Source organism: Demequina capsici, assembly GCF_032102965.1.
Classification (GTDB): Bacteria; Actinomycetota; Actinomycetes; order Actinomycetales; family Demequinaceae; genus Demequina; species Demequina capsici.
Window position 1 is genome coordinate 899,306 of sequence record NZ_CP134880.1, and the last position, 24,091, is coordinate 923,396.

Annotated in this window: 22 protein-coding genes and 2 tRNA genes; 13 read left to right on the top strand and 11 right to left on the bottom strand. The window is 70.3% G+C overall.

Annotation, left to right across the window (positions count from 1 at the left end; translation table 11 throughout):
* The first annotated feature begins 26 nt into the window (after nucleotides 1–26).
* Complete coding sequence (locus RN607_RS04290) at nucleotides 27–1,136, top strand: hypothetical protein (RefSeq protein ID WP_313544582.1); 1,110 nt, start codon at nucleotides 27–29, stop codon at nucleotides 1,134–1,136.
* On the opposite strand, the gene RN607_RS04295 is transcribed toward RN607_RS04290, so the two are convergent.
* The 5 genes from RN607_RS04295 to RN607_RS04315 form a co-directional block, all read right to left on the bottom strand.
* The gene (locus RN607_RS04295) at nucleotides 1,127–1,852 is read right to left on the bottom strand and encodes an NYN domain-containing protein (RefSeq protein WP_313500231.1); all 726 of its coding nucleotides are present in this window, start codon (nucleotides 1,850–1,852) and stop codon (nucleotides 1,127–1,129) included. The genes RN607_RS04290 and RN607_RS04295 overlap by 10 nt on opposite strands.
* Nucleotides 1,853–2,075: 223 nt before the next feature.
* Nucleotides 2,076–4,763, bottom strand: coding sequence for a DEAD/DEAH box helicase (locus RN607_RS04300; RefSeq protein ID WP_313544583.1), 2,688 nt, complete (start codon nucleotides 4,761–4,763; stop codon nucleotides 2,076–2,078).
* 130 nt (nucleotides 4,764–4,893) lie between these two features.
* Nucleotides 4,894–5,790 (bottom strand): 3-methyladenine DNA glycosylase, encoded by an 897-nt coding sequence (locus RN607_RS04305; RefSeq protein WP_313544584.1) that lies wholly within the window; start codon nucleotides 5,788–5,790, stop codon nucleotides 4,894–4,896.
* A gap of 12 nt (nucleotides 5,791–5,802) precedes the next feature.
* On the bottom strand, nucleotides 5,803–6,927 hold the full coding sequence (locus RN607_RS04310) for a heparan-alpha-glucosaminide N-acetyltransferase domain-containing protein (RefSeq protein WP_313544587.1): 1,125 nt from the start codon (nucleotides 6,925–6,927) through the stop codon (nucleotides 5,803–5,805).
* Between the two features lie 40 nt (nucleotides 6,928–6,967).
* Entirely contained in the window at nucleotides 6,968–7,456 is a 489-nt protein-coding gene (locus tag RN607_RS04315; protein ID WP_313544589.1) for a ClbS/DfsB family four-helix bundle protein, read from the bottom strand.
* A gap of 63 nt (nucleotides 7,457–7,519) precedes the next feature.
* Between RN607_RS04315 and RN607_RS04320 the strand changes: the two genes are divergently transcribed.
* The 5 genes from RN607_RS04320 to RN607_RS04340 all read left to right on the top strand — a co-directional run bounded on the left by RN607_RS04320 (nucleotide 7,520) and on the right by RN607_RS04340 (nucleotide 11,239).
* The gene (locus RN607_RS04320; RefSeq protein ID WP_313544591.1) at nucleotides 7,520–8,308 is read left to right on the top strand and encodes a fumarylacetoacetate hydrolase family protein; all 789 of its coding nucleotides are present in this window, start codon (nucleotides 7,520–7,522) and stop codon (nucleotides 8,306–8,308) included.
* A 59-nt stretch (nucleotides 8,309–8,367) separates the two neighbouring features.
* The gene (gene gltX, locus RN607_RS04325) at nucleotides 8,368–9,849 is read left to right on the top strand and encodes a glutamate--tRNA ligase (RefSeq protein WP_313544593.1); all 1,482 of its coding nucleotides are present in this window, start codon (nucleotides 8,368–8,370) and stop codon (nucleotides 9,847–9,849) included.
* 7 nt (nucleotides 9,850–9,856) lie between these two features.
* Nucleotides 9,857–10,597 (top strand): HAD family hydrolase, encoded by a 741-nt coding sequence (locus tag RN607_RS04330; RefSeq protein WP_313500251.1) that lies wholly within the window; start codon nucleotides 9,857–9,859, stop codon nucleotides 10,595–10,597.
* Between the two features lie 288 nt (nucleotides 10,598–10,885).
* Nucleotides 10,886–10,957, top strand: a tRNA-Gln gene (locus RN607_RS04335).
* A 105-nt stretch (nucleotides 10,958–11,062) separates the two neighbouring features.
* The gene (locus RN607_RS04340; protein WP_313544595.1) at nucleotides 11,063–11,239 is read left to right on the top strand and encodes a hypothetical protein; all 177 of its coding nucleotides are present in this window, start codon (nucleotides 11,063–11,065) and stop codon (nucleotides 11,237–11,239) included.
* 52 nt (nucleotides 11,240–11,291) lie between these two features.
* Here the strand turns inward: RN607_RS04340 and RN607_RS04345 are convergent, their stop codons facing one another.
* On the bottom strand, nucleotides 11,292–13,457 hold the full coding sequence (locus RN607_RS04345) for an ATP-dependent Clp protease ATP-binding subunit (protein ID WP_313500254.1): 2,166 nt from the start codon (nucleotides 13,455–13,457) through the stop codon (nucleotides 11,292–11,294).
* Nucleotides 13,458–13,698: 241 nt separating this feature from the next.
* Here RN607_RS04345 and RN607_RS04350 point away from each other — a divergent pair.
* The 3 genes from RN607_RS04350 (at nucleotide 13,699) to RN607_RS04360 (ending at nucleotide 15,664) form a co-directional block, all read left to right on the top strand.
* A tRNA-Glu gene (locus tag RN607_RS04350) sits at nucleotides 13,699–13,771 on the top strand.
* Between the two features lie 248 nt (nucleotides 13,772–14,019).
* Nucleotides 14,020–14,598: an RNA polymerase sigma factor gene (locus RN607_RS04355; RefSeq protein ID WP_313500255.1), complete on the top strand. Its 579-nt coding sequence runs from the start codon at nucleotides 14,020–14,022 to the stop codon at nucleotides 14,596–14,598.
* Nucleotides 14,599–14,608: 10 nt separating this feature from the next.
* Nucleotides 14,609–15,664 carry a hypothetical protein gene (locus RN607_RS04360; RefSeq protein ID WP_313544597.1) on the top strand — a complete coding sequence of 352 codons (1,056 nt, stop codon included), beginning with the start codon at nucleotides 14,609–14,611 and terminating at the stop codon, nucleotides 15,662–15,664.
* 10 nt (nucleotides 15,665–15,674) lie between these two features.
* Here the strand turns inward: RN607_RS04360 and RN607_RS04365 are convergent, their stop codons facing one another.
* From RN607_RS04365 to RN607_RS04375, 3 genes are all read right to left on the bottom strand, one after another.
* Nucleotides 15,675–16,196 (bottom strand): hypothetical protein, encoded by a 522-nt coding sequence (locus RN607_RS04365; RefSeq protein WP_313500257.1) that lies wholly within the window; start codon nucleotides 16,194–16,196, stop codon nucleotides 15,675–15,677.
* A 100-nt stretch (nucleotides 16,197–16,296) separates the two neighbouring features.
* Nucleotides 16,297–17,337 carry an adenosine deaminase gene (add, locus tag RN607_RS04370; protein ID WP_313544599.1) on the bottom strand — a complete coding sequence of 347 codons (1,041 nt, stop codon included), beginning with the start codon at nucleotides 17,335–17,337 and terminating at the stop codon, nucleotides 16,297–16,299.
* A gap of 52 nt (nucleotides 17,338–17,389) precedes the next feature.
* Nucleotides 17,390–18,109, bottom strand: a complete 720-nt coding sequence (locus RN607_RS04375; protein ID WP_313500259.1) for an IclR family transcriptional regulator — start codon at nucleotides 18,107–18,109, stop codon at nucleotides 17,390–17,392.
* Nucleotides 18,110–18,168: 59 nt separating this feature from the next.
* On the opposite strand from RN607_RS04375, the gene leuC reads away from it, so the two are divergent.
* The 4 genes from leuC (at nucleotide 18,169) to RN607_RS04395 (ending at nucleotide 21,656) form a co-directional block, all read left to right on the top strand.
* Nucleotides 18,169–19,593: a 3-isopropylmalate dehydratase large subunit gene (gene leuC / locus RN607_RS04380; protein WP_313500261.1), complete on the top strand. Its 1,425-nt coding sequence runs from the start codon at nucleotides 18,169–18,171 to the stop codon at nucleotides 19,591–19,593.
* 12 nt (nucleotides 19,594–19,605) lie between these two features.
* Nucleotides 19,606–20,247, top strand: coding sequence for a 3-isopropylmalate dehydratase small subunit (gene leuD, locus RN607_RS04385; protein WP_313500262.1), 642 nt, complete (start codon nucleotides 19,606–19,608; stop codon nucleotides 20,245–20,247).
* A 123-nt stretch (nucleotides 20,248–20,370) separates the two neighbouring features.
* Nucleotides 20,371–20,985, top strand: coding sequence for a TetR/AcrR family transcriptional regulator (locus RN607_RS04390; RefSeq protein WP_313544601.1), 615 nt, complete (start codon nucleotides 20,371–20,373; stop codon nucleotides 20,983–20,985).
* Complete coding sequence (locus RN607_RS04395; protein ID WP_313544604.1) at nucleotides 20,982–21,656, top strand: nucleoside/nucleotide kinase family protein; 675 nt, start codon at nucleotides 20,982–20,984, stop codon at nucleotides 21,654–21,656. The genes RN607_RS04390 and RN607_RS04395 overlap by 4 nt, the downstream gene beginning before the upstream one ends.
* Before the next feature lie 37 nt (nucleotides 21,657–21,693).
* Here the strand turns inward: RN607_RS04395 and RN607_RS04400 are convergent, their stop codons facing one another.
* Nucleotides 21,694–22,602: a PfkB family carbohydrate kinase gene (locus tag RN607_RS04400; protein ID WP_313544606.1), complete on the bottom strand. Its 909-nt coding sequence runs from the start codon at nucleotides 22,600–22,602 to the stop codon at nucleotides 21,694–21,696.
* A gap of 9 nt (nucleotides 22,603–22,611) precedes the next feature.
* Complete coding sequence (locus tag RN607_RS04405; RefSeq protein ID WP_313544608.1) at nucleotides 22,612–23,889, bottom strand: ROK family protein; 1,278 nt, start codon at nucleotides 23,887–23,889, stop codon at nucleotides 22,612–22,614.
* Between the last annotated feature and the right edge of the window lie 202 nt (nucleotides 23,890–24,091).

The following is a 24,091-nucleotide window of genomic DNA, read 5'->3' on the forward strand; positions in this document are numbered from 1 at the left end:
GCAGGGTCGCGGCTTACCCTGGCTCCATGCGGGCAGACGATCTCCTCGAGGGCCCCCGCGGGCGGCGCACGTGCCTGGAGCTGGCGCTCGCCTGGGGTGAGGTCGCGGGTGGGACGGACGAGTTGGCGCGCGCGGTGTTCGCGATGGCGCAGCAGCTCGACGTCGGCGCCGGGTCGTCACGCGTGGTGTTCACCATCGCGGCCGGTGGCGGGAGCTTCGAGCGCGCGAACCCGGAGCCGACGCCCACGCCCGGCGACGTCGTGTCCGCGTGGGCCGCGCTGCCGATCGGCTCCGTGGATGCGGCTGTCCTGCATGCGGCGGTGGTCACCTCCGTGGACCGGGCCCGCTACTGGCAGGAGCCCGACGGCGAGGACGTCCTGCTTGCGGTGCCTCTCGTCCGGCCGCAGATCGCGCGCGTGGCCGCCGAGATCGCTTCGGCTCCCGCTGCCCGCTGGTGGGACGCCCCTGCGGCCCGGGACGAGCAGTGGCGCGTGGACTTCGGGTACGGGGCCGACGGTGCTGCCGCGGCTCCCGAGCGCACGCGGCCTGCGCGGGCGGTGCTCACGCGGTGGCAGGAGCGGACGCTTGCCCGCGAGGCGAAGGCGGGGCGAGACGCCGCTGCGGGCGAATGGTCGGGCCCGTGGTGGTCCATCCCGCCCACGGGTCTCACGCGGACGACGCGCTCCACCGGGGCTCGCGGACCGGCGGGCCTCGCCTGGGTGGAGGACCGGCTCGGGTGGCGCCGCGCCACCGTGAGCCGTGTGCCGGTGCGCGAGGAGCTGCGCGTGTACGAGGTCGACGGGGTGGAGGCGTGGTCCGAGCTGTGCCGCCGCTACCCGCTCGAGGTGACGGCGTCGCGGAGGCGCACCTGGGCGCTCGCGACGGGCTCCGCGTCACGGTGGGTGATCCCCGACTGGGCGCGCGTGGCCCGCGATTACGACGCGGTCCACCTCACCGTGCTCGGCTACATGCGTGCCGCGACGCGAGCCATTCCTCTGGCCGAGGGCATCGCGACTGTGATCGCCGGCTGGAGCCCCGACGAGACGTGGTGGCTGACCGACGTGGTCGCTGACCCGTCGTCCCTCGAGCGGTGGGCTGCGGTGGGCGACGGCGAATGGGTGCCTGCTCAGGTGTGACGCACGTAGGCGTTGGGGGACTTGCCCTCGCCCGCCGGACGTGATTTGACCTGGTAGTCGGGGTGGGCCTTCATCAGGTCGGTGAGCTTTCCGTAGCCCCACGTGCGCGAGTCGAAGTCGGAGGCGAGCCGGGACAGGTTGCTCCCGACCGCGCCGAGCTGGGCCCAGCCGTCGTCCCCGGCTGCCGCGTCGACGGCCTCCTCGAGAAGGCTCGACAGGCGTCGGTCCTCCCTGAGGGACGTCTTCGCCGTCTCGGCGGGCGGGGCCTTGGGCGGTTCGAGGTTCTCCACGTAGATGAACGTGTTGCAGGCCGCCACGAACGGCTTGGGCGTCTTGCGCTGCCCGAAGCCGTACACCGTCAGCCCCTCCTCGCGGATGCGGGCGGCGAGCCGGGTGAAGTCGCTGTCGCTCGACACCAGGCAGAAGCCGTCCACGCGCCCCGCATGCAGCAGGTCCATCGCGTCGATGATGAGCGCGCTGTCCGTGGCGTTCTTGCCGGTCGTGTAGCTGAACTGCTGGATCGGCTGCACGGAGTTCTCGAGCAGCTCCGACTTCCACGACGCCAGCTGCGTCGAGGTCCAGTCGCCGTAGGCGCGCCGGACGCTGGCGGTGCCGTACTTCGCGATCTCCGCGAGCAGGCGCTCGATGTGCTTGGCGCTCGCGTTGTCGGCGTCGATCAGCACCGCGAGGCGTGCTCCCTCTGCAGGGTCGGACATGGTTCCCCTTCCGTGGGCCTGACCTCGACCCTAGTCGTCGTCGTGGTGCGGGCGTCGCGCGGTGGCTCGGCGCGGATGGGTACATGGTTGTCGCCTTCGGGGCACATGGTTGTCGACGCTCATGCACCCGAACCGACACTGGCTGACTCGTCAGATGCAGCGAACTCCAGAAACCGACACTGGCTCACCCCGAAGGCGACGCTCATGCACCCCGTTCGGGGTGCTACTGCGGGCCGACGTGCAGCAGCTCGAGCACCGGTGCGCCGGCCTCGTCGGACGCCTCGAGGTCGACCAGCGCGGTGATCGACCAGTCGTGATCACCGTCGCGGTCGTCGATCACCTGGCGCACCAGCCAACGGCCCGCGGGCAGCGTCGCGTCGGGCGTCGCCGCGAGGGCGGCCCGCGCCACGCCGATGCAGTGGTCGCCGCCCGGCTCCACGAACGTGAGCAGCGTGGCGGCGCGAGCGTTGGGGCCGATGCCGATCGCGTCGTCGCCCTGGGCCACGAACAACGGGTCGAGCGCGTCGCGCCACGCGTCGGCGTTCCAGCCGGCGCCGTCGTCGAGCGCGCCGAGCGCCGTGTAGTCCTCGCGTGCGGCGAGCTCGATCCGCCGGAACATCGCGTTCGCGACGAGCCGCCGCAGCACGCGGGGGTTGCCGGACATCGGACGCGCAGGGCCCGCGAGAGGCGCAGCGGGGGAGGTCGAGTCTGCGTCGTCCGTGATCACCGCGTCGGGGTTCATGAGCCGTTCCCACTCGTCGAGCAGAGACGAGTCCGTGGCGCGTACCAGCGCGCCCAGCCACTCGGTGATGGCGACCACGTCGTCGGTGCGGTGCTCCTCGGGCACTGTCTGCCGCAGGGCCCGGTACGCCTCGGCGAGGTAGCGCAGCACCACCCCCTCGGTGCGCTCGAGACCGTACGCCGAGATGAGGTCGCCGAAGGACATCGCCTTCTCGAGCATGTCCCGCACGACCGACTTGGGGGAGAGCTCGGCGTCCAGGATCCACGGATTCGATCGACGGAAGGTGAGGAAAGCAGGTTCCAGCAGATCCGCGAGCGGGCGCGGCCACGTGATGTCCTCGAGCAGCTCCATCCGCTCCTCGTACTCGATGCCGTCTGCCTTCATCGCCGCCACGGCCTCGCCGCGCGCCACGTTCTGCTGAGCGAGCAGCAGCTGACGCGGATCGGACAGCGTCGCCTCGATCACCGACACGACGTCCAGCGCATGGTCCGGCGCCTCGATGTTGAGGAGGTCCATGGCGGCGAGCGCGAAGGGGGACAGCGGCTGGTTGAGCGCGAAGCCACGGGGAACGTCCACCGTCAGGCGTACCGACGGACGCTCGCCGCGCGGATGGGCGGCGTCGGGTACGCGGATGTGCTCGACGACGCCCGCCACGCGCAGCGAGCGGTAGATCCTCAGCGATTGACGGATGTGCGCGGACTTCTGCGCGTCCGTCTCGTGGGTCGAGTCGAGCAGATGCATCATCGCGAGCACCGGGTCCTCGGCCTCGCGGTCCAGCCATGGGTTCGGGATGCCGCGCGCGAGGATGTTGAGCACCATCGCGTGGGTCACGGAGAATCGGCTCACCAGCGCCTCGGGCTCGGCGTCCCGGAGGCGCTCGAACGTGGCGTCGGTCCAGTTCACGGACCCTGCCGGCGCGCTCTTGCGGACGATCTTCTTTCGCTTCTTCGGGTCGTCGCCCGCCTTGGCGAGCGCCTTGCGGTTCTCGATGACGTGGTCGGGCGCCATCGCGATCACGTCGCCCTCGGTGTCGAAGCCGGCGCGCCCCGCGCGGCCCGCGATCTGATGGAACTCGCGTGCGGTCAGGTGGCGCATGCGTTCGCCGTCGTACTTCACGAGCGAGGTGAGCACCACGGTCCGGATCGGCACGTTGATGCCGACGCCGAGCGTGTCCGTGCCGCACACCACCTTGAGCAGGCCCTGCTGCGTGAGCCGCTCGACGATCCGGCGGTACTTGGGGAGCATGCCGGCGTGATGGACCCCGATGCCCGCGCGCAGGAACTTGCTGAGCGTCTTGCCGAACCCGGTGCCGAAGCGCACGCCGTCCAGCGCCTCGACGATGCGTGCCTTCTCCTGCTTCGAGGAGACGTTCATGCTCAGGAGTGCCTGGGCGCGGTCGACTGCGTCCTTCTGCGTGAAGTGGACGATGTAGACGGGCGCCTTGCCGGTCTGGACCAGGCGTTCGACCACCTCGGGCAGCGGTTCGACGAGGTACTCGAATGACAGCGGCACGGGTCGCTCGGCGGTCGTCACCTGCGCGACGGCGCGGTCGGACCGCGACTCGAGGTCCTTGACCAACCATGTCGTGTCGCCGAGCGTGGCAGACATCAGCACGAACTGCGTGTGCGGCAGCTCGAGCAGGGGCACCTGCCATGCCCAGCCGCGCTGCGGGTCGGAGTAGAAGTGGAACTCGTCCATGACGACGAGCGACGCGTCGGTGGCGTCGCCGTCGCGCAGGGCCAGGTTGGCGAGGATCTCGGCGGTGCAGCAGATGATCGGCGCGTCGGGGTTCACGGCGGAGTCGCCGGTCATGAGTCCCACGTTCGCGGAGCCGAACAGGTCGATCAGCGCGAAGAACTTCTCGCTCACCAGCGCCTTGAGCGGTGCGGTGTAGAACGTGCGTCCACCGGCCCCCGCCCGGTGCGCGGCGAGCGCCGCGAAGTGCGCACCCGCGGCGACGAGGGACTTGCCCGAGCCGGTCGGCGTCGCGAGGATCACGTGGCTCCCGGAGACGATCTCCATCAGCGCCTCGTCCTGGTGCGGGTACAGCGCCAGGCCGGACTCGGCCGCCCACTCGGAGAACGCCTCGTACAACGCATCGGGGTCGGGCGCGACGCCCGCCGCGGGTGAGGGCAGGCGTGCGATCAGGGGCGCATCGGTGTGGGTCATCGAGTCCATTGTCCCGTCTCGGGCTGACAGGGGCTCACCTCCGAGCGTCCCGGGCTGACAGCGGCTCACCTCCGAGCGTCCCGGGTATGTGAGTGCCGCTTCTGAGAGCTGGCCGCGTCTGACGGGTGAATCAGTGTCGCGAGTCAGCGTCGCGCAGGGCGGTGATCGCCTCCAGTAGCCGATCGCGCACCGCTGCTCCCCGCTCCGCGAACTCGCGCTGTCGCTCCACGTACTCGCGCTTGCCTGCGGGCGTCTCGATCGCGATCGCCTCCAGTCCGTAGGACGATACGTCGTAGGGCGACGCCTGCATGTCCACCCGACGCACGTCCAACGCGAGCTGGAACGCGTCCAGGACCAGGGACGACGGGACGGCAGGGGTGAGCTTGAGCGCCCACTTGTAGACGTCCATGTTCGCGTGGAGGCAGCCGGGCTGCTCCATGGCGGGCTGCGTCTCACGGGTCGGCAGCAGCTCGTTGAGCGGTGCGGCCTCCGGCGTGAAGAAGCGGAAAGCGTCGAAGTGGGTGCAGCGGATCGGGTGGGATTCGACGACCGCGTCGGTCGCGGCGGCGCCCAGTCTCAGGGGCAGCGGATGCCGTCGGTCGTCGCCGTCCATGCGGTAGACCATGGCCCACTCGTGCAGCCCGAAGCAGCCGAACGAGGCTGTTCGCGTCGCGGTGCGCTTGAGCAGCGTCTCGACGTAGCCCACCGTGCTGGCCCGCGCGTCCATGAACGCCTCGACGTCCACGATCGTCCGTCGGCCTGAGGTCCAGTAGAACCGCCAGTCCGCGTGCTCGTCGGCGTCCTGCAGTGCGACGCCGACGCCGGGGTGCCAGCGGCGCAGGTGCGACGGCTTGGTCGCGTAGTACTCGTACAGGAAGTCCTCGATGGCGTGCCGCTCACCGCGGGATGCGCGCTCCCGCCGCCCGGCCGTGAGGGCGTCGGCCTGTGCCGCGTGCGCCTGGGCGAGCGGCACCCAGTCGGCGCGCGCGAGCGTGCGCACGGCGGCGAGGGCGGGGACGACGCTCATGCCCCCATTGTCTCAGCGCGGCAGGGGCTGGCCGGCGCGGGGCTGACCCGGCGGTGCCCAGACGTTCGCGACCGCGGTGGACGCCTCGGTCATCATCAGCTCGAGCGGACCTTGCCGGAACCGCCTCCGCCAGGCCCACGCCGCCGCGGTGAACGTCATGAGCAGCACCACCAGAGCCGCGTTGCTCGGCTCGTAGACCATCTCGTCACCGACGATCGCGATCACGACCACGTGGCCCACATAGGCGGTGAACGCCATCGAGCCGAGCGCGCGCAGCGGTGCCAGCACGGGCCCGGTCGCGTCGGACAGCCACAGGCACAGACCGATCGAGGCGACGGCCACGCCTGCGTTCGAGACGAGCTCGACGGGGCTGTACGAGTGCGCCTCCATCGACGCCCAGGCGGGGAACCAGCCGAACGTGGCGTCCGCTTCAGGCCACGGGGTCTGCCCGTCGGCCGCGATGCCGAGCGCTGCGACGCCCACGCCGACCGCGGTGCCGCCGAGCATGAGCCGCATGCGCGTCGTCCACGCGCGCAGCGGCAGCCTCGAGACGGCGAGCCCGATCAGCAGGTAGCCGGTCCAGACGATCGCCGGATAGTGGTGCCACCACAGCCGATCGACCAGCGGAACGCTCGACAGCCCGGTCGCCTCGGTCCACCTCAGGACTGGGTCGAAGGCGAGCCCGCCACCCACCAGCAGGACGACGGCGCCGGCCCAGATCCACCGCGTCCGCCATCCCAGCGCGACGGTCGCGAGCAGCATCATGAGGCCTAGGTTGGGCAGGATCACGTACACGGGAGTTCCCAGAGCGGACACGACGACGCCGACCGCCACCAGCAGCACGGCCCGCACGGCGACCTTCACGCGCGTGTGACGACGTGATGGCGCGCGTGACGCCATGATCCCGATCGACACTCCTGCGAGCACCGCGAAGAGCGCGGATGAGCGACCGTGGACGATCCACAGCCACCACCAGCCGTCGGCGTCGGAGCCGCGCGTCGTGTCGTCCCCGATGTGCGCGGCCACCATCCCCATGAACGCCACTGCGCGCGCCAGGTCCAGCCCGCCGATGCGCTCGCGGACGCGGGTCGGCGCGGAGGCTGTGCCTTCGGGCGCAGTGGCGGCGGGCTGGTTCATGCGGACAGGCTACGGGGCGCCGTGCGCACGTCGTGCCTGCTCAGGCGGGTGGCATGTGCGCCGCGTCGAGCACGCCCTGCGCCCAGTCGTAGTGACCGCCGAGGCTCTCGTGCGCGACGTCGGCGAACGCTTCGTTGCCCAGCCACTCGATCGAGTCGGTGGAGCTGATCAGCTCGTCGTCGAGCGAGGCGAACGCCTCGAGCGCGTCCACGTGGGACTCGAGCAGCGCGGCGCGGATCTCCATGTACGGCATCGACCGGTGCCGCTCGTACAGCGCGTCGTTGAGCGAGGTGAGGTCCTGCCATGTGTAGCCGTCGGCGGGGAAGCCGGGTGTCTCGCCGTTGTGGATCGCCTCGACCCACCCCAGGAAGAGCAGGTGCCATGCGTGCAGGTGGGCGAGCACGTCGGCCACGCGCCGGTCCAGGTAGGCCGCTCCGAGCTCGTGGTCGGGGTGAGTGTCGGTGCGGGCGAGCAGGTTCTCCAGGCCGTCGGCCGCTGCATCGATGACCTGCTGGCGGGTGCGGGGCATGCAGCCATCGTAGGCACGGCTGCCCCGGCGGCGCGCGGCGGCCGACGCACTAGGCTGGAGCCCATGCGCATCGCACGATTCACCACTGGAGGGGACCCCCGCTACGCCATCGTCGACGGCGAGCCCGGCTCCGAGGAGCTCGTGGTCCTCACGGGCGACCCGATGTACGTCCCCGGACAGCCCACTGGCGAGAGGATCCCGCTCCGCCAGGACGATGTGCGGCTTCTCGCCCCCGTCATCCCTCGTTCCAAGGCGGTCTGTCTGGGGCGCAACTACGCGGAGCATGCGAAGGAGATGGGCAACGCTGTCCCTGAGCCCGAGATGCCCATCCTCTTCCTCAAGCCGAACACGGCAGTGGTCGGACCCGACGACCCGATCGTCGTCCCGCACTACAGCCAGGACGTGCAGATCGAGGCCGAGCTCGCGATCGTGATCGGCCGCATCTGCAAGGAGGTCGCGGCGGAGAACGCCGAGCAGTACATCTACGGCTACACATGTGCGAACGACATCACGGCGCGCGACCTGCAGCGCCAGGAGAACCAGTGGTTCCGCGCCAAGGCTTTCGACTCGTCGCTCCCGCTCGGCCCGTGGATCGAGACCGAGCTGGCTCACGACGACGTCCGCATCACGTCGCGGGTCAACGGCGAGGTCAAGCAGGACGGCACCACGCAGGACATGCTGATCGACGTCCTCAACGCCGTCGCCGCGGTGTCCGAGGTCGTCACGCTGCTTCCCGGCGACGTCATCCTCACCGGCACGCCCGCGGGGGTCACGACCGTCGACCATGGTGACGTGGTGGAGGTCGAGATCGAGGACCTCGGCGTGCTCCGCAACCCGGTGATCCGCCGCTAGGCGCGCGTCGTCCCGACATCCCAGACCTACCCACCCCCTCACATAGAGCAAAGAGAGCAATGAGCAAGGTTCGCGTCCGCTTCTGTCCTTCGCCCACCGGACTGCCGCACGTCGGAATGGTCCGCACGGCGCTGTTCAACTGGGCGTACGCCCGTCACACCGGCGGCGAGCTCGTGTTCCGCATCGAGGACACCGACGCCGAGCGCGACTCGCAGGAGAGCTACGAGATGCTGCTCGACGCGATGAGCTGGCTCGGCATCACGTACGACGAGGGGCCGGACATCGGCGGTCCGTACGGCCCCTACCGCCAGAGCGAGCGTCACGACCTGCACCGTGAGGTCGTCGCCAAGCTGGTCGAGGGCGGGTACGCGTACGAGGCGTTCTCCACGCCCGAGGAGGTCGAGGCGCGTCACAAGGCGGCAGGCCGCGATCCCAAGCTCGGCTACGACAACTTCGACCGCGACCTCACCGACGAGCAGAAGGCCGCCTACCGCGCCGAGGGCCGCGAGCCGGTGCTGCGCATGCGGATGCCGGACGAGGACATCACGGTCGACGACATGATCCGCGGCGAGGTCACGTTCCCCGCAGGCACCGTCCCTGACTACGTGATCGTGCGCGCCAACGGCGTGCCGCTCTACACGTTGGTCAACCCCGTGGACGACGCGACCCAGAAGATCACCCACGTCCTGCGCGGCGAGGACCTGCTCGCCTCGACCCCGCGCCAGATCGTGCTGTGGCGCGCGATGGTCGAGCTCGGAATCGCGGACGCCGTGCCGGAGTACGCGCACATGCCGATGGTGCTCGGCGAGGGCACCAAGAAGCTGTCCAAGCGCGACCCGGAGTCGAACCTCTTCCACCACCGCGAGCGGGGCTTCCTGCCCGAAGGTCTGCTGAACTACCTGGCGCTGCTGGGCTGGAGCATCGCGCCCGACCGTGACATCTTCACGCGCGACGAGATGATCGCCGCGTTCGACATCGCGGACTGCACGCCCAACCCTGCGCGCTTCGACCTGAAGAAGGCGGAGGCGATCAACGCCGAGCACATGCGCATGCTGCCGCTCGGCGACTTCGCCGCGCGCCTGGTGCCGTACCTGCACGCCGCCGGGCTGGTCGGCTCGCCCGAGGTCCGCGGCCTGACCCCGCACGAGGAGCAGACGCTGGCCGAGGCCGCGCCGCTGGTGCAGACCCGCATGCAGCTGCTGGGCGAGGCGCCCGGCATGCTCGGATTCCTCTTCCAGCTCGACTCCGAGATCGAGTTCGACGAGACCGCCGTCGCCAAGATGCCCGACAACGCGGCCGAGATCCTCGACGCCGCCCTCGAGGTGCTCGACGGACTCGAGGACTTCTCGCCCGAGGCGCAGCAGGAGGCTCTGCGGGCCAAGCTCGTCGACGAGATGGGTGTCAAGCCGCGGTTCGCGTTCGGTCCGCTCCGCGTCGCGGTGACGGGCCGCCAGGTGTCGCCGCCGCTGTTCGAGTCGATGGAGATCCTCGGCAAGGACCACTCGCTGGCCCGTCTGCGTCGACTGCGCGCGACCCTGTAGGCCGCGCGTGACAGGGGAGGGGCCCATCCGGGCCGTGCTGTTCGACGTGGACGACACGCTCGTCGACACCCGCGGCGCGTTCCGGCATGCCCTCGCCTCCGTCGCCGTCGACTACCTGGACGAGGGCGTCGACCACGAGGACCTGGTGCGGTTCTGGCGGGCGGACGCGAACGGCTGGTACCGCGCGCACACCCGCGGCGAGATGACGCACCGGGAGCAGCGGCACCGTCGCGCCAACGACCTCCACGTGGAGTTCGGCGGCCCATTCCTGGACGACGCCGCGTATGAGCGCTGGGACGACGCCTTCGAACGGTACTTCCAGGAGGGGTGGGCCGCGCACGACGACGCGGCTGCCGCGCTCGACGCCCTCGATGCGGCGGGGATCCCCTATGGGGGGCTCTCGAACGCGGACAGCCGCTACCAGGTGAAGAAGCTCGGGGCCTGCGGGCTGGGCCGGGTGCCGATGCTCGTGGGCGTCGATACGTTGGGCGTCGGGAAGCCGGACCCGCGAGTCTTCCACCTGGCGTGTGAGCTGCTCGGGTTCGCGCCCGCCGAGGTGGCGTATGTGGGCGACGAGTTCGACGTGGATCCGCTCGGCGCCCGCGATGCCGGGCTCGGCCTGGGCGTGTGGATCGAACGTCCGGGTGCGCACTCGCGGGACGTGGATGGCCTGGCGGGCGACGGCACGCCACGTGAGGGGCTCGTCCGCATCGGGACGCTCGCGGCCCTGCCAGCGCTCCTGAGCTGAGCCCCGCGCGCGGGCATGCGCTGCCTGCCCGAGTGCTCCCTGTGTCTCAGATCGACGATCGTGTCGGTTCTGGGCGCGGCCGGTGCCACAGATCGACAATCCTGACGCCTGGCCCAATGTGCCCCCTGGCGACCCCGCACACGCGAGCACTGTCCGAACCATGAAGGGTCGCATCGTCGCGGGGCTGATCGTGGTGCGGACGGACGAAGAGCCGTGCCGCGGGGTGGGCGGTTTGGGGCATCGCCGATCATCCGGTACAGTTGTTTCCCGGTCCGGTCCCCGGATCATTGGCCTATGGTGTAATTGGCAGCACGTCGGTTTCTGGTACCGCCAGTCGAGGTTCGAGTCCTTGTAGGCCAGCTTCAAGCCCCTCCTTCGGGAGGGGCTTTTCGCTTTCCTGGGGCGTTCGCGCGCCTGGGTGGGGTGCATGATGAACGGGGTCCCCGCCGTCCGGAAGGGGGAGTTGTGGGCACGACCAACCGAGAGTGGCATGTGGCGCATCGGATGCCGCCCAAGCCGAGCGAAGAGCAGCGGGGCGAGTGGCATGCCGCCCACCAGGAGGCGTGCGGCTGTCGCGTGCCGAGCGAGAAGGAGCAGGCGCTCATCGACGCCTGGCGCGCCGCTCACTCGTCGGGCGGGTGACCCGACGGCGCCCCGCACCGCGTGAGCGGCACGGGGCGCCGTGCGCGGGTCCCTACTCGGCCAGCGCGGTGTGCGTCACCTCCAGGTGCTCGCCGTCCCAGCCGACCGTGACGGCGTCTCCTTCGCGCAGTCGCCCGTCCACGATCTCCTTGGCGAGCTCGTTGAGCACACGGGTCGTGATGAGCCGCTTGAGCGGACGCGCACCGAACTGCGGATCGAAGCCGTCACGCGCCAACGCGTCCCGCAGCGCGGGCTCGACGGTGAGCGCGATCTCCTTGGCCTCGGCCAGGCGACGGATCGCCTTCTCGAGCTCGGCGTGCACGATGCCCGCCATGGCGGCAGGGTCGATGCGGTCGAACACCACCACGTCGTCCAGGCGGTTGAGGAACTCCGGCCGGAACGCGCGCTTGAGCACGTTCATGAGGTCTCCCTCGAGCGCCTCACGGTCCTGACCGTCCCAGGCGAGCACCAGGTCGGAGCCTAGGTTGGACGTCATCACGATGATCGTGTTGGTGAAGTTGACGGTGCGTCCGCGCCCGTCGGTGAGGCGTCCGTCGTCCAGGACCTGCAGGAGCACGTTCCAGACGTCGGGGTGCGCCTTCTCTACCTCGTCGAACAGCACGATGGAGTACGGACGACGACGCACGGCCTCGGTGAGCTGACCGCCCTGGTCGTAGCCCACGTAGCCCGGGGGAGAGCCGATGAGGCGGCTGACGGCGTGGGACTCCATGTACTCGGACATGTCGATGCGGATCATGGCCCGCTCGTCGTCGAACAGCTGCTCGGCGAGCGCGCGTGCCAGCTCGGTCTTGCCCACTCCCGTGGGGCCCAGGAACAGGAACGAGCCGATGGGTCGGTTCGCGTCGGAGAGTCCGGCGCGGGCGCGGCGGATCGCGTCGGACACGGACGTGATCGCCCTGTCCTGGCCGACCACGCGCTCGTGCAGCCGCTGCTCAAGATGGCCGAGCTTCGCGGACTCCTCGGTGAGGAGCTTCTCCACGGGAACGCCGGTCCACTTGGCGACGACGCCTGCGATGTCCTCGCCGGTGACCTCCTCGCGCAGCATGCGCTCGTGGGCGGGGATGGCGTCCAACTGGGCGCGGGCGTCGGCGATCTCCTGCTCCGCGCCCGGGATGTCGCCGTAGCGGATGCGTCCCGCCTTCTCGAGCTCGCCGTACCGCTCTGCGCGCTCCAGGTCGCCGCGCAGGGACTCGAGGCGCTCGGTCGCGGACGAGACGCGGACGATGAGGTCCTTCTCGCGCGCCCATCGCATGTTGAGCTCCTCGGACTCTGCCTTGTGCTTGGCGATCTCCGCGTCGATCTCCGCGCGGCGCGCCTTGGCGTGCTCGGACTTGTCCTTGGCGACCTGCGTGCGCTCGATCTCGAGCTGCATGATGCGCCGGCGGGCGCGATCGAGCTCGATCGGCATGGAGTCGAGCTGCATCTTGAGGGCCGAGGTGGCCTCGTCGATCAGGTCGACGGCCTTGTCGGGCAGGAAGCGGTCGGTGATGTAGCGGTCGGAGAGCTTGGCGGCGCTGACGATGGCCTCGTCGGTGATCTTGACGCCGTGGTGGACCTCGTACTTCTCCTGGAGACCGCGCAGGATCGCGACGGTGTCGTCCAGGCTGGGCTCGCCGACGTAGACGGGCTGGAAGCGGCGCTCGAGCGCGGAGTCGGTCTCGATGTGCTCGCGGTACTCGTTGAGGGTGGTGGCGCCGATCATGCGGAGCTTGCCGCGCGCGAGCATGGGCTTGAGGATGTTGCCGGCATCGACGGAGCCGTCGGCCTTGCCTGCGCCGACGATGGTGTGGAGCTCATCGATGAACAGGATGATCCTGCCTTCGGCGTCCTCGACCTCCTTGAGGATGGCCTTGAGGCGCTCCTCGAACTGGCCGCGGTACGCCGCCCCTGCGACGACGGAGCTCATAGCGATCTCGATGACGCGGCGGTCCTTGAGGGACGACGGGACGTCGCCGGCGATGATGCGCTGCGCGAGTCCCTCGACGATGGCGGTCTTGCCGACGCCGGGCTCGCCGATGAGGACGGCGTTGTTCTTGGTGCGGCGCGTGAGCACCTGCATGACGCGGCGGATCTCCTCGTCGCGGCCGATGACGGGGTCGAGGGCTCCGGATTCGGCGAGCGCGGTGAAGTCCTGGCCGAACTGCTCGAGCGCGCTGGCCTGGTCCTGCGCCTGAGGTGCCTGGGACGAAGCGGTCATGGTGTCCCTCCTTGGGGTGATGCGTCAGCGACGACAAGGTTGAGTCGGTCAGGCTCAACTTTACATAACCAATTGAGATGCGGCAAGACTGGATACCGTGTCTCGACGTAGGGGAGGGGCGTTGCGCGTGATCGACGGGGGCCTGCGAGGTGCGCCCAGGGCCGATTGGCGCTCGCCCCCGTTCATGGTCTATAGTTTTATCTCGCGCCAGTCGCCCGGGAGGGTGACGGATCGCAGCTAGGGCCCCGTTGTGTAGCGGCCTAGCACGCCGCCCTCTCAAGGCGGTAGCGCGGGTTCGAATCCCGTCGGGGCTACGACCTAGAGCTCCTCGCCAGTTGGCGGGGAGCTCTTCTCGTTTCCTCAGCGACCGCACGCGTCGCGCTGCATTCCTGTGATGTTGCTCTCGTCCGCCGCGCACGAGCGACACGGCGCGCACGCAGGCGGTTTAGCCCCCGGGGGCATCCGATGTTAGATTCACGCCGAACCGGGCATCGCTCGGTCGCCAACTGGGGGGCGGGCTGCCGGTCACCTAGCGGGCCCGTGCAAGCGCGAGGGGTTGTCAGTGTCGCTGGGCGACTACTTCGACGATGTGCTCGCAGCCGCCCGTGCGGGTGGCGCATGGGCGTGGGAGAGCCTGTATCGCGACCTTGCCGGCCCGGTCACCGGATATCTGCGCAGCCGCGGCGCACCGGACGTCGAGGATGTGGTCTCCGAGACCTTCCTGTCGGTCGCTCGCGACATCCACCGATTCTCGGGCGACGAGAGCGACTTCCGTGCATGGGTCTTCACCATCGCGCATCGTCGTATGCAGGACGCGTTCCGCAAGCGCGGGCGCCAGGTGCCCATCGTCGATGGAGAAGCTGGACTCGACGTGGCGGAGACCGCCTGGCTGGGCAACACCGAGGCCGATGCGATGAACGCGCTGTCGTTGATCGAGGTGGAGAGCATCATCGCCCATCTGTCGGAGGCCCAGCGAGACGTGGTGCTGCTGCGCGTCGTGGGTGACCTCTCCGTGGCGGAGACCGCGCAGGCATTGGGGCGGTCGGAAGGAGCGGTGAAGGCCATCCAGAGCCGTGCGCTCAAGGTGCTGCGAAAGAAGCTTTCGGACGGTGCGTCACCTTTCCGAGGCGACGAGCGATGACAGGAGTGCTATGAGCTCTCGCCGACTGAACGATTCAGACGCCGAGGCCGTGCTGGCCGGGGGCATCACCCCGGCTGACCCGGATCTGGCCGTCCTCTCGGACGCGCTCGGCGGTCTTCGCCGGGCCTACGTCAACGAGTTGGACGACGCGCACGTAGCCGCCCTCGCGGGTCGGCTCGCCGCCGTGGCCGCCGCCGCCCCCCTTGACGGCGGCCCGGTCGGCGCGTCGCGCGCCGGATCACCCCGACGCCGCGCAGCGGCCGCCGCTATCGCGCTAGGTGCGCTCGGCGCCTTCGCCGCAGGTGGTGTCGCGGCCGCCGATGAGGCCGCGCCAGGAGACGTGCTGTATGGCGTCGATCGCGCGCTCGAGTCCGTCGGCATCAACGACGGAGGCGCGCACGAGCGGCTGCTCGAGGTGCAGACGTTGGTCGCCAGGGGAGAGGTCGACGAGGCGCTCCAGCTGTCCGTCGAAGCAGTCGACGACATGGATTCATTGGACCCCGCCGACGTCGAGGAGCTGACGGGCATCCTTCACGCAGCCGAGGCCGTGCTGAGCGACGGTTCGGACCAGTCGCTCGACAAGCGCGCGCAGGTGGCCGACATGCTGACCTTCATGGCCGAGACCGACCTGACGGGCAAGGACTTCGGCCAGGCCGTGTCCGCGCATGCGCGCGGGATCTTCGTGGACGACTCGGCGGACGCGTCGTCGACCGGGGAGTCTGCGGCGTCGACCGACGACTCTGCGACCACAGGGGGCGCGCCTGGCAACTCCGGCAGCTCCCACGCGGGCGGGAACGCCGCAGGTGATGCCGCCGCCGAGGCAGGGTCCGCCCCGAGTGCGACGAGCGGGTCCGGCGGCTCGACTGACGATGGCGCCAGCAGCGATGCGAGCGCGGTTGACGGTTCCGGGAACTCGAACGCCGGTGGCAACTCGGCGAACTCGAACGCCGGTGGCAACTCGGCGAACTCGAACGCCGGTGGCAACTCGGCGAACTCGAACGCCGGCGGGAACGCGGCGAACTCGAACCCGAACGCTCAGAAGTCCACCGCCGCCGCCAGCGAGTGAGCCGGATCTTCTAGCTCAGGAGCCCGGCGAGCTCCGCTCCCCACGCGCGCGCCTTGGCGAGCTCGCCCTCTTTCAGCAGGTCGGCGTGCTCCGGTCCGGCGTTGCGGAAGTCCACGCGGAAGCCCTTGGGCTGTGCGAGCAGGTGGCATCCCTTGGCGGCCTCCTCGCGGATGATCGCGGTCGCGGCGCCCCGCCCGAGAGGGCCGCGCACGCGGGTGTCGAAGGCTGTCGCGGGGATCGCCAGGGCAGGGAGCTCGCGCAGCCAGTCCCGCATGAGCGGCTCGTCGGTGCGCGGTGCGGCGTGGTCCTGGTCCACCTTGTGCGCGGCTGCGGTGCTGAGGGACTGCGTCGTGGGCAGGGACATCCCGTGCACGGGCGCGCCGGCGATCAGCGCGCGCAGTCCACTGGCGTCGGCCGGCACGGCATCGGAGGTGGAGACCGCGGTGGCCTCGTCTCCGATGCCTTCGGCGATCGCGTGAGCGACGGCGGCGGTGTTCCCCCAGAGGGACTCGTACACCACCCAGATCGTCATGCTCCAGGGTCCCGCGGATCGCGGCGTGCGATCGACGGACGAAGGTCCTGAAACTGACTCGTATGGTCCGGACCAGGCGGGATGTTGGTCCCGTCGGTGGTCAGCCCGCGGCGATCGTGGCGTCGAGTGCCATGATCTCGGCGGTGAAACGCGCTCGCAGGGAGGCTTTCGTGTCGTCGTCGCAGAAGGCACCGTCGATGCCTGCCAAGGCGATCCTCCTGGCGTCCTCGATCCCCAGGCCGAGCAGGGGGAGCGCCTCGCGGAACTCCCGTCCGACGGACGTGCGGAAGAACGTGGCATCGTCGGAGGAGAAGCTCACCGAGAGGCCTGCATCGATCATGCGTCGGATGCGATGCTGCGGGTCGATCGTCCAGCCGGAGCAGATCGTGGTCGACCACGGCGTGGTCGCGAAGTGGATGCCCGAGTCGCGTGCCTGCGCCGTCAGCTGCGGGTCGTCGACGATCCGGTATCCGTGATCGATCCTGTCCACATGCAGCTCGTCCATCGCGACGCGGACGCTCTCTGGACTGTCGACGGGTCGTTCGCCTGCGTGCGCGGTCGTGTGCAGGCCGTGGCGGCGGGCCAGTGCGTAGGCGTCCACGAAGCGCCCGGGGTCCTCGGTGAGCTCAGGGGTGAGGTCGTCCTGGCCGATGCCTACCACCGGGTCGAGCGGGTTCGCCAGCACGGTCTGGACAAGCTCCAGGGCGGCGGCTGGCGGCTCCTGCCGGTTGATGGCGACCACGATGCGGAAGTCGACGCCCAGGTCGTCGCGCGCCGCGCTGAGCCCGTCGATGATCGGGTCGAGCAGCGACCGGTACCCGATCCCCTTGGGTGCGAAGTACTGCGGGTTGACGTAGTACTCCCTGTAGCGCAGGCCGCTGCCGATGACGTCGGCCCGGACGCCGTCGTAGGCGACCTTGGCGAGGTCGTCGGACGTGCGGAGCACGTCCGTGGCCGCCCGGAACGCGACCAGGAAGTCGGCGAGGTCGTCGTACGCGAAGAGCGCGTCGGGGTCGGTGGTGGGCAGCGCGACCCCGTAACGGTCCGCGAGCTGGATGAGTCGTGCGCCAGACATCGTGGACACGAAGTGGCAGTGCAGCTCGGTCTTCGGGATGAGCCTCAGGTAGTCGTCGTGACGCATGGTTGCTCCTCTCGGTGGCAGTCAAGCGCGTCGATGTGTCGCCGATGTGTCGTCACGAGGCGGTGCGCCGCACGACCTCGCTCAGCTGCTGTGCCGCCTCGACGACCGCGGTGGAGTGCATCGCGGCCGGGTGCGCGGTCATCCGCTCGGCCGGTCCGGAGATCGACACTGCGGCGATCACCGTGCCGGAGGTGCCCCAGACGGGTGCGGACACGGAGCTGACGCCTGGTTCTCGCTCGCCGGAGGACTCGGCGTACCCGCGTTCGCGTACGACGCCGAGGTCGGCGGCGGTGTAGCGGGCGGCCGCGAGCGTGCGGTGCATGCGCTCGGGATCCTGCCATGCGGTGAGGACCTGGGCGGCGGATCCGGCGGCCATCGTCATGGTGGTGCCGACGGGGATGGAGTCGCGCAGGCCCATCGTGCGGTCGGCTGCGGCGATGCAGATGCGCTGGTCTCCGTGCGGGCGGTACAGCTGTGAGGATTCGCCCGTGCGGTCGCGGAGGACGGTGAGCACGGGCTGCGCGGCGGCGACCAGGCGGTCCTCCCCGACGGCCGCGGCGAGCTGAGCGAAGCGTGGTCCGAGGACGAATGCGCCGGAAGGGTCGCGCCCCACGAGGCGATGGTGCTCGAGCGCGAGCAGGAGCCGGTGGGCGGTCGGACGGGCCAGATGCGTGGTGGTGACGATCTGGCTCAGGGTGGCGGGGCCCTCCTCAAGTGCGGCAAGCAGCGCTGCCGCCTTGTCAATCACGCCGACGCCGCTATGATTGTCCATAGAGCGATACTAGCGTCTCAAATTGTGAGATGTCTAGGCCGGATCACAAGGAGGAGAGCATGGGCACCACCCTTGCCGAGAAGCTGTGGGACAACCACCTGGTGAAGAAGGGTGAGGACGGCGCGCCCGACCTCATCTACATCGACCTTCACATGTGCCATGAGGTCACCAGCCCCCAGGCCTTCGAGGGCCTGCGACTGGCGGGCCGCCAGGTGCGTCGCCCGGACCTCACCATCGCGACCGAGGACCACAACACCCCCACGCTCGACATCGACCTCCCCATCGCGGATCTGACGAGCCGCACCCAGGTCGACAAGCTGCGCGAGAACGCCAAGGAGTTCGGCATCCGCATCCACTCGCTGGGCGACGCCGACCAGGGCATCGTGCACGTCGTCGGTCCGCAGCTCGGTCTCACCATGCCCGGCATGACCGTCGTCTGCGGAGACTCCCACACGTCGACGCACGGCGCTTTCGGCGCGCTGGCGTTCGGCATCGGCACGTCCGAGGTGGAGCACGTGCTCGCCACGCAGACCCTCCCGCTGAAGCCGTTCAAGACGATGGCCATCAACGTCAACGGCACGCTCCCCAAGGGCACGACCGCCAAGGACATCATCCTGGCGATCATCGCGAAGATCGGCACCGGCGGCGGCCAGGGCTATGTGCTCGAGTACCGAGGCGACGCCATCCGCAACCTCTCCATGGAGGGGCGCATGACGATCTGCAACATGTCCATCGAGGCGGGCGCACGCGCCGGCATCATCGCCCCCGACCAGACGACCTTCGACTACGTGCAGGGTCGCCCGCACGCCCCCGAGGGCGCCGACTGGGACGAGGCTGTCGAGTTCTGGAAGACGCTCAAGACCGACGACGACGCGGTATTCGACACTGAGGTGGACCTGAACGCGGCCGACCTCGAGCCCTTCATCACCTGGGGCACCAACCCCGGCCAGGGACTGCCGCTCTCCGCCAACGTGCCCAGCCCCGAGGACTTCGCCGAGGAGTCGGACCGCGAGGCTGCCGCCAACGCGCTCGAGTACATGGGTCTGACCCCCGGCACCCCGTTCCGCGAGATCCCCGTCGACACCGTGTTCCTCGGCTCGTGCACGAACGGCCGCATCGAGGATCTCCGGGCCGCCGCCGCGATCCTGCAGGGCCGCAAGAAGGCCGACAACGTGCGCCTGCTCGTCGTCCCCGGGTCCGCCCGCGTTCGCCTGCAGGCCGAGCGCGAGGGGCTCGACAAGATCTTCCTCGACTTCGGCGCGGAGTGGCGCAACGCAGGCTGCTCGATGTGCCTGGGCATGAACCCCGACCAGCTCAAGCCGCAGGAGCGCTCGGCCTCCACGTCGAACCGCAACTTCGAGGGACGCCAGGGCAAGGGTGGCCGCACCCACCTGGTGTCCCCGCTGGTCGCCGCCGCCACCGCGGTGCGCGGCACCCTGTCCAGCCCCGACGACCTCGAGGACGCCCCTGCGGCGCTCGTGTAAGGGAGTTCAGCCATGGAGAAGTTCACCACCCACACCGGCGTCGGCGTCCCGTTGCGCCGCTCGAACGTCGACACCGATCAGATCATCCCTGCGGTGTACCTCAAGCGCATCACGCGCACGGGATTCGAGGACGCGCTCTTCGCCGCCTGGCGCGGTGACGAGTCGTTCATCCTGAACCAGCCCGAGTACGCGAACGGATCCGTCCTGGTCGCCGGCCCCGACTTCGGCACCGGGTCGTCGCGCGAGCACGCCGTCTGGGCCCTCAAGGACTACGGCTTCAAGGTCGTGCTCGCCTCCCGATTCGCCGACATCTTCCGCGGCAACTCGGGCAAGCAGGGCCTCGTCACCGGCATCGTCAGCCAGGAGAACGTCGAGCTGCTGTGGAAGGTGCTCGAGACGGAGCCCGGCAAGGAGATCACCGTCTCCCTCGAGGACCGGACCGTGACCTGCGGCGAGCTGACAGTGCCGTTCGAGATCGATGACTATGTCCGGTGGCGCCTCATGGAGGGTCTGGACGACATCGGGCTGACCTTGCGAGACGAGGAGGCGATCACCGCCTTCGAGGGCACCCGTGAGTCGTGGCGCCCCCGCACGCTTCCGGCGAAGACCCTCCCCAAGGAGGAGATCGTCGCGGCGCGTCCCGTCGACGCCTGACCTCCGTCCGCACGACACGGCCGCGGCATCCCGCCAGGGGTGACCGCGGCCGTCGCGCGTCCAAGCCAGAGCGCGGACGCGCCGGCCCTGGCTCCGGGACTGCGCCCGCAATAAGGTACGGGTGTGGACTCTGAGGCGGTGGTGACGCGACGTCGTGGCGCCGCGCTCGAACGGGCGATCCTCGACGCTGCCTGGGATGTGCTCACCGAGTCCGGCTACGACGCGTTCACGCTCGAGGCAGTCGCGCATCGCGCGGGCACCAGCCGCACGGTCCTCGCGCGCCGCTGGAGCGATCGTGCGGAGCTCAGGACTGCCGCCCTGCGGCGGCGGGGGCACCTCGATCCCATCGAGCCGCTCGACACGGGCTCCCTGCGAGACGACGTGCTCGTGCTGCTCGGCGACGCCTCCCTGCACCTGGATCGTTACATCGCGCTGCTCTACACCTCGGCGGCGGGAGAGGGCGCGCTGCGCGACGCCGTGCCGGCGCGGTTGCGTGACGTGTTCCTGTCCGATGCCGCGGCTCGCATGGAGGACGCCTGGTTTCGCGCCATCGATCGGGGCGAGGCGCCGCAGGGCTCCGTCGATCCGTGGCTGCTGGCGCTTCCGTTCGACCTGTTCAGCGCAGAGGTGCTCATGACGAGGACCGCGCCCGGAGCCTTGCGCCTGGCGTGGATCGTGGATGAGGTGTTCATGCCTCTGGTGCGCGGTCGGCTCGCGTCCGTCGGGGATGCGCGATGACCGAGCAGACGCCTCCGCCGGTGTCCGACCTTGCGCGAGCCCTTGCCGCCCAGCTGGTGCAGGAGGCCGACGCGTCGGCCGGGACCCGTGTGGTCGGCATCGCCGGGGGACCCGGGTCGGGCAAGTCGACGCTCGCGGCCGCGGTCGTGACGACGATCCGCGACCGCAGGCCAGAGCTGGCGCCGGCGCTCGTGCCCATGGACGGCTTCCACCTGTCGCAGGCAGAGCTCGAACGCAGGCACCTGGCCGACCGGAAGGGAGCCCCGGAGACGTTCGCTCCGGAGGCGCTCGCCGCCGTGCTCGACGAGGTGCATGCGCCGCGATCCGTGCCTGTGCCCGTGCCCGACTACGACCGGCTCCTGCACGAGCCGGTCCACGGCCGCCTCGCCGTGCCTCCCGAGACGCGCATCGTCGTGGTCGAGGGCAACTGGCTCGGGCTCGACGCGTCGCCATGGCTTCGTGTCCGGGAGCGGCTCGACCTGCTCCTGTTCCTCGACGTGCCGTGGGAGGTGTGCCGCGAGCGGCTCATTGAACGACGCGTGGCCACGGGACGCGTGCGGGCGGCGGCGCAGGCGTGGGTGGACGCCGTCGATGCGGAGAACTACTGGCTGGCGCACGACTCCTCGCGCCGCGCGGACCGGGTGCTGACGCCGGGCAACGATCGACGATGATCGCGGCCGGGCCGCGTGGACTGCGCTCGGGCCCGGCTCAGCGCTCGTGCGGCAGGGGCCTCTCGAGCCAGGAGCGCGTGCCGAACGCGCCCAGGGAGGCGCCGGCCACCGCCGAGGCCCACGCGATGTCGTCGGGGATGCGCTCGTCGTCGAGTCCCAGCTCGGCGACACGGTGCGCGAACGCGCCGTGGAAGAAGTCTCCTGCTCCCAGGGTGTCCGCCACCGGTACCGTCGCGATCTCGACCTCCCCGGCTGAGACGGGCGTCCGGTAGAGCACCGCATCCGAGCCGCGGGTGATGATCACGCAGCGCACGCCCCGGGAGAGCAGCGCGTCGATGACCGCGTCGGAGCCTCCCTCCGTGCCAGGCGGCGCGAAGTCGTCCGACACCACGGCGACGTCCACCACGGCGAGGACCTCGTCGGAGTAGGCCTTCCAGCTTCCGGCGTCGAGGATCACCGGCACCCCGCGCATGCGCGCCGCCCGAGCGAGCGGCAGGCTCAGGTGCCGGTGGTAGCCGTCGATCAGCACGGCGTCCACGGCGGCGAGCAGCGTGTCCGCGTCCAGCCCGTCGGGCGTCGGACGCTCGGCCATGGCGGATCCGGTCGGTGAGACCACCGCGCGGTCGCCGCTCGATCTCGTGACCATGATCGCGGCCGTGGGCGGTGGGCCGTCGCCGTCCGCCTCCGCCACGTGCACCTCCACGCCGTGTGCGACGAGATCGGCGACCACCTGGTTCGCCAGCGGATGCCGCGGAAGAGCCGTCACGAAGATCGCGGCTGAGCCGCATCGAGCCGAGGCGACGGCCGCGTTGGCGGCCGGCCCGCCCGCCGCGACAAGGAAGTCCAGCGCGCCGACCTTCTCGTTCGGTCGGGGGAGCCTGTCCACCAGCTGCACGACGTCGAGCGTCGCGAGACCGGCCAGCAGGACGCGAGGAGGCGTGGTCACAGGCTCACTCTAGAGCGGGGTCGCGCCGGGGAGGTCCTGGATCCCCGGGCCTGTCGGCAGCAGACCTGTGCGCACGGGTGCAGCGAGCAGCTCCTGCTGCCGCAGCAGCACGGCTCCGGTGGCGGCGGCGAGGTCGCCGAGCCGGGCGGGAAGGAACGCGTCGCGTCCCTGGACGTCACCGAGACCGACGAAGCCGCGGAGTGCGTCGTCCATCTGCGCGATGTCATCGACGAGGTCGCCGAGCATGCCTCCGAGCACCACGACCTCAGGCTCATAGGACAGGATCAGGTTGGCGAGCATGAGGCGGATCCACTGGATCGCCTCGGTCACAGTCCGGACGGCCGCCGGCTCGCCGGCGCGGGCGTGTGCGACGAGCGCGTCCATCGCGGCGTGGAGCCCCTCGGACTCGCGTACCGCACCGAGCCCGGCGCGAGCGACGAGGATCTCCGGGTCGGCGATCGTGACGAGGCAGCCTCGCCGCCCGCAGTCGCACAGCTCCCCGTCGCGTTGGACGATGAGGTGGCCGGGAGGCAGGGCGGTGCCGTGGCCCCCGCGGAACAGCCGTCCGTCGGTGACGACGCCGGCGCCGTATCCGGTGCGCGACCTCACGTACAGCATGTGCTGCAGGTCTGCGAGTCCGGGGTCGCGGCGCAGCGTCATGTACTCGGCGTAGGCGGCGAGCTGGGCGTCTCCGTGCATGGAGGCGCCTCCGCGGAACTGCGGCGCGCGCTCGATCACCTGTGCCAGGAACGGCTCGTCGGTCCAGCCCAGGTCGAGCGCATACAGGACCTTGCTTCCGTCCTTGCTCACCAGGCCCGGCACGACGACGTCGAGCGAGAACGGCTCGATGTGCTGCTCGGTCAGCGCCGCCGTGCAGCCCGACACCGCGTCCGCAAGGAGAGCGGCGATGGACGGCGCGTCACCGATCGGGGTGTGCACGCGGCGTGTCCGCTGCCAGAGCCGGCGCCCTGCCAGGTCGTGCGCCAGCACGGTGATCTCGTCGACCTCGACCTGCGCGGCGACCAGGCCGATGCGCGATCCGTCGAGCTCGAGCAGCTCGAGCGGTCGGCCCACGGTGGGTGCGGCGTGCTCGGCGGCGGCGCGGACGAGCCCCGCCTCGAGCAGAGCGGCGACGAGGCCGGTCACCGCGCTGCGCGCCAGCCCCGTGTCGAGCGCGATCGCGGTGCGTGCCGCAGGGCCGCGGTGGGCGAGCCGTGCGAGCACCAGTCCCAGGTTGTGGTCGCGCACGTCGACGCTGGTGAGGTGGGTCCGGTCCGCGGCGGCCATGGCGTCAGGCTAACGGGTCGCACGGGCGCCGCGCCGCACCCCGGCGAGGCCGCGTCGTCCGGCGGCGACGAATTAGTTCATGGGTTGAAGAAATGCGGCGAGCCGTGCTTGACTGGCTGGCGCGGGCGACGACGCCCGGCGACGTCTTCAAGGAGGAAGCGTGATCATGACACTGAGTGCGGTCCGAGCGGTCTCGCCGTAC

What these genes read in the sequence shown, in the direction of transcription:
- RN607_RS04290 (WP_313544582.1), top strand. Translation starts at nt 27, where the DNA reads ATGCGGGCAGACGATCTCCTCGAGGGCCCCCGCGGGCGGCGCACGTGC.
- RN607_RS04295 (WP_313500231.1), bottom strand. Translation starts at nt 1,852, where the DNA reads ATGTCCGACCCTGCAGAGGGAGCACGCCTCGCGGTGCTGATCGACGCC.
- RN607_RS04300 (WP_313544583.1), bottom strand. Translation starts at nt 4,763, where the DNA reads ATGACCCACACCGATGCGCCCCTGATCGCACGCCTGCCCTCACCCGCG.
- RN607_RS04305 (WP_313544584.1), bottom strand. Translation starts at nt 5,790, where the DNA reads ATGAGCGTCGTCCCCGCCCTCGCCGCCGTGCGCACGCTCGCGCGCGCC.
- RN607_RS04310 (WP_313544587.1), bottom strand. Translation starts at nt 6,927, where the DNA reads ATGAACCAGCCCGCCGCCACTGCGCCCGAAGGCACAGCCTCCGCGCCG.
- RN607_RS04315 (WP_313544589.1), bottom strand. Translation starts at nt 7,456, where the DNA reads ATGCCCCGCACCCGCCAGCAGGTCATCGATGCAGCGGCCGACGGCCTG.
- RN607_RS04320 (WP_313544591.1), top strand. Translation starts at nt 7,520, where the DNA reads ATGCGCATCGCACGATTCACCACTGGAGGGGACCCCCGCTACGCCATC.
- gltX (WP_313544593.1), top strand. Translation starts at nt 8,368, where the DNA reads ATGAGCAAGGTTCGCGTCCGCTTCTGTCCTTCGCCCACCGGACTGCCG.
- RN607_RS04345 (WP_313500254.1), bottom strand. Translation starts at nt 13,457, where the DNA reads ATGACCGCTTCGTCCCAGGCACCTCAGGCGCAGGACCAGGCCAGCGCG.
- RN607_RS04360 (WP_313544597.1), top strand. Translation starts at nt 14,609, where the DNA reads ATGAGCTCTCGCCGACTGAACGATTCAGACGCCGAGGCCGTGCTGGCC.
- RN607_RS04365 (WP_313500257.1), bottom strand. Translation starts at nt 16,196, where the DNA reads ATGACGATCTGGGTGGTGTACGAGTCCCTCTGGGGGAACACCGCCGCC.
- add (WP_313544599.1), bottom strand. Translation starts at nt 17,337, where the DNA reads ATGCGTCACGACGACTACCTGAGGCTCATCCCGAAGACCGAGCTGCAC.
- RN607_RS04375 (WP_313500259.1), bottom strand. Translation starts at nt 18,109, where the DNA reads ATGGACAATCATAGCGGCGTCGGCGTGATTGACAAGGCGGCAGCGCTG.
- leuC (WP_313500261.1), top strand. Translation starts at nt 18,169, where the DNA reads ATGGGCACCACCCTTGCCGAGAAGCTGTGGGACAACCACCTGGTGAAG.
- leuD (WP_313500262.1), top strand. Translation starts at nt 19,606, where the DNA reads ATGGAGAAGTTCACCACCCACACCGGCGTCGGCGTCCCGTTGCGCCGC.
- RN607_RS04395 (WP_313544604.1), top strand. Translation starts at nt 20,982, where the DNA reads ATGACCGAGCAGACGCCTCCGCCGGTGTCCGACCTTGCGCGAGCCCTT.
- RN607_RS04405 (WP_313544608.1), bottom strand. Translation starts at nt 23,889, where the DNA reads ATGGCCGCCGCGGACCGGACCCACCTCACCAGCGTCGACGTGCGCGAC.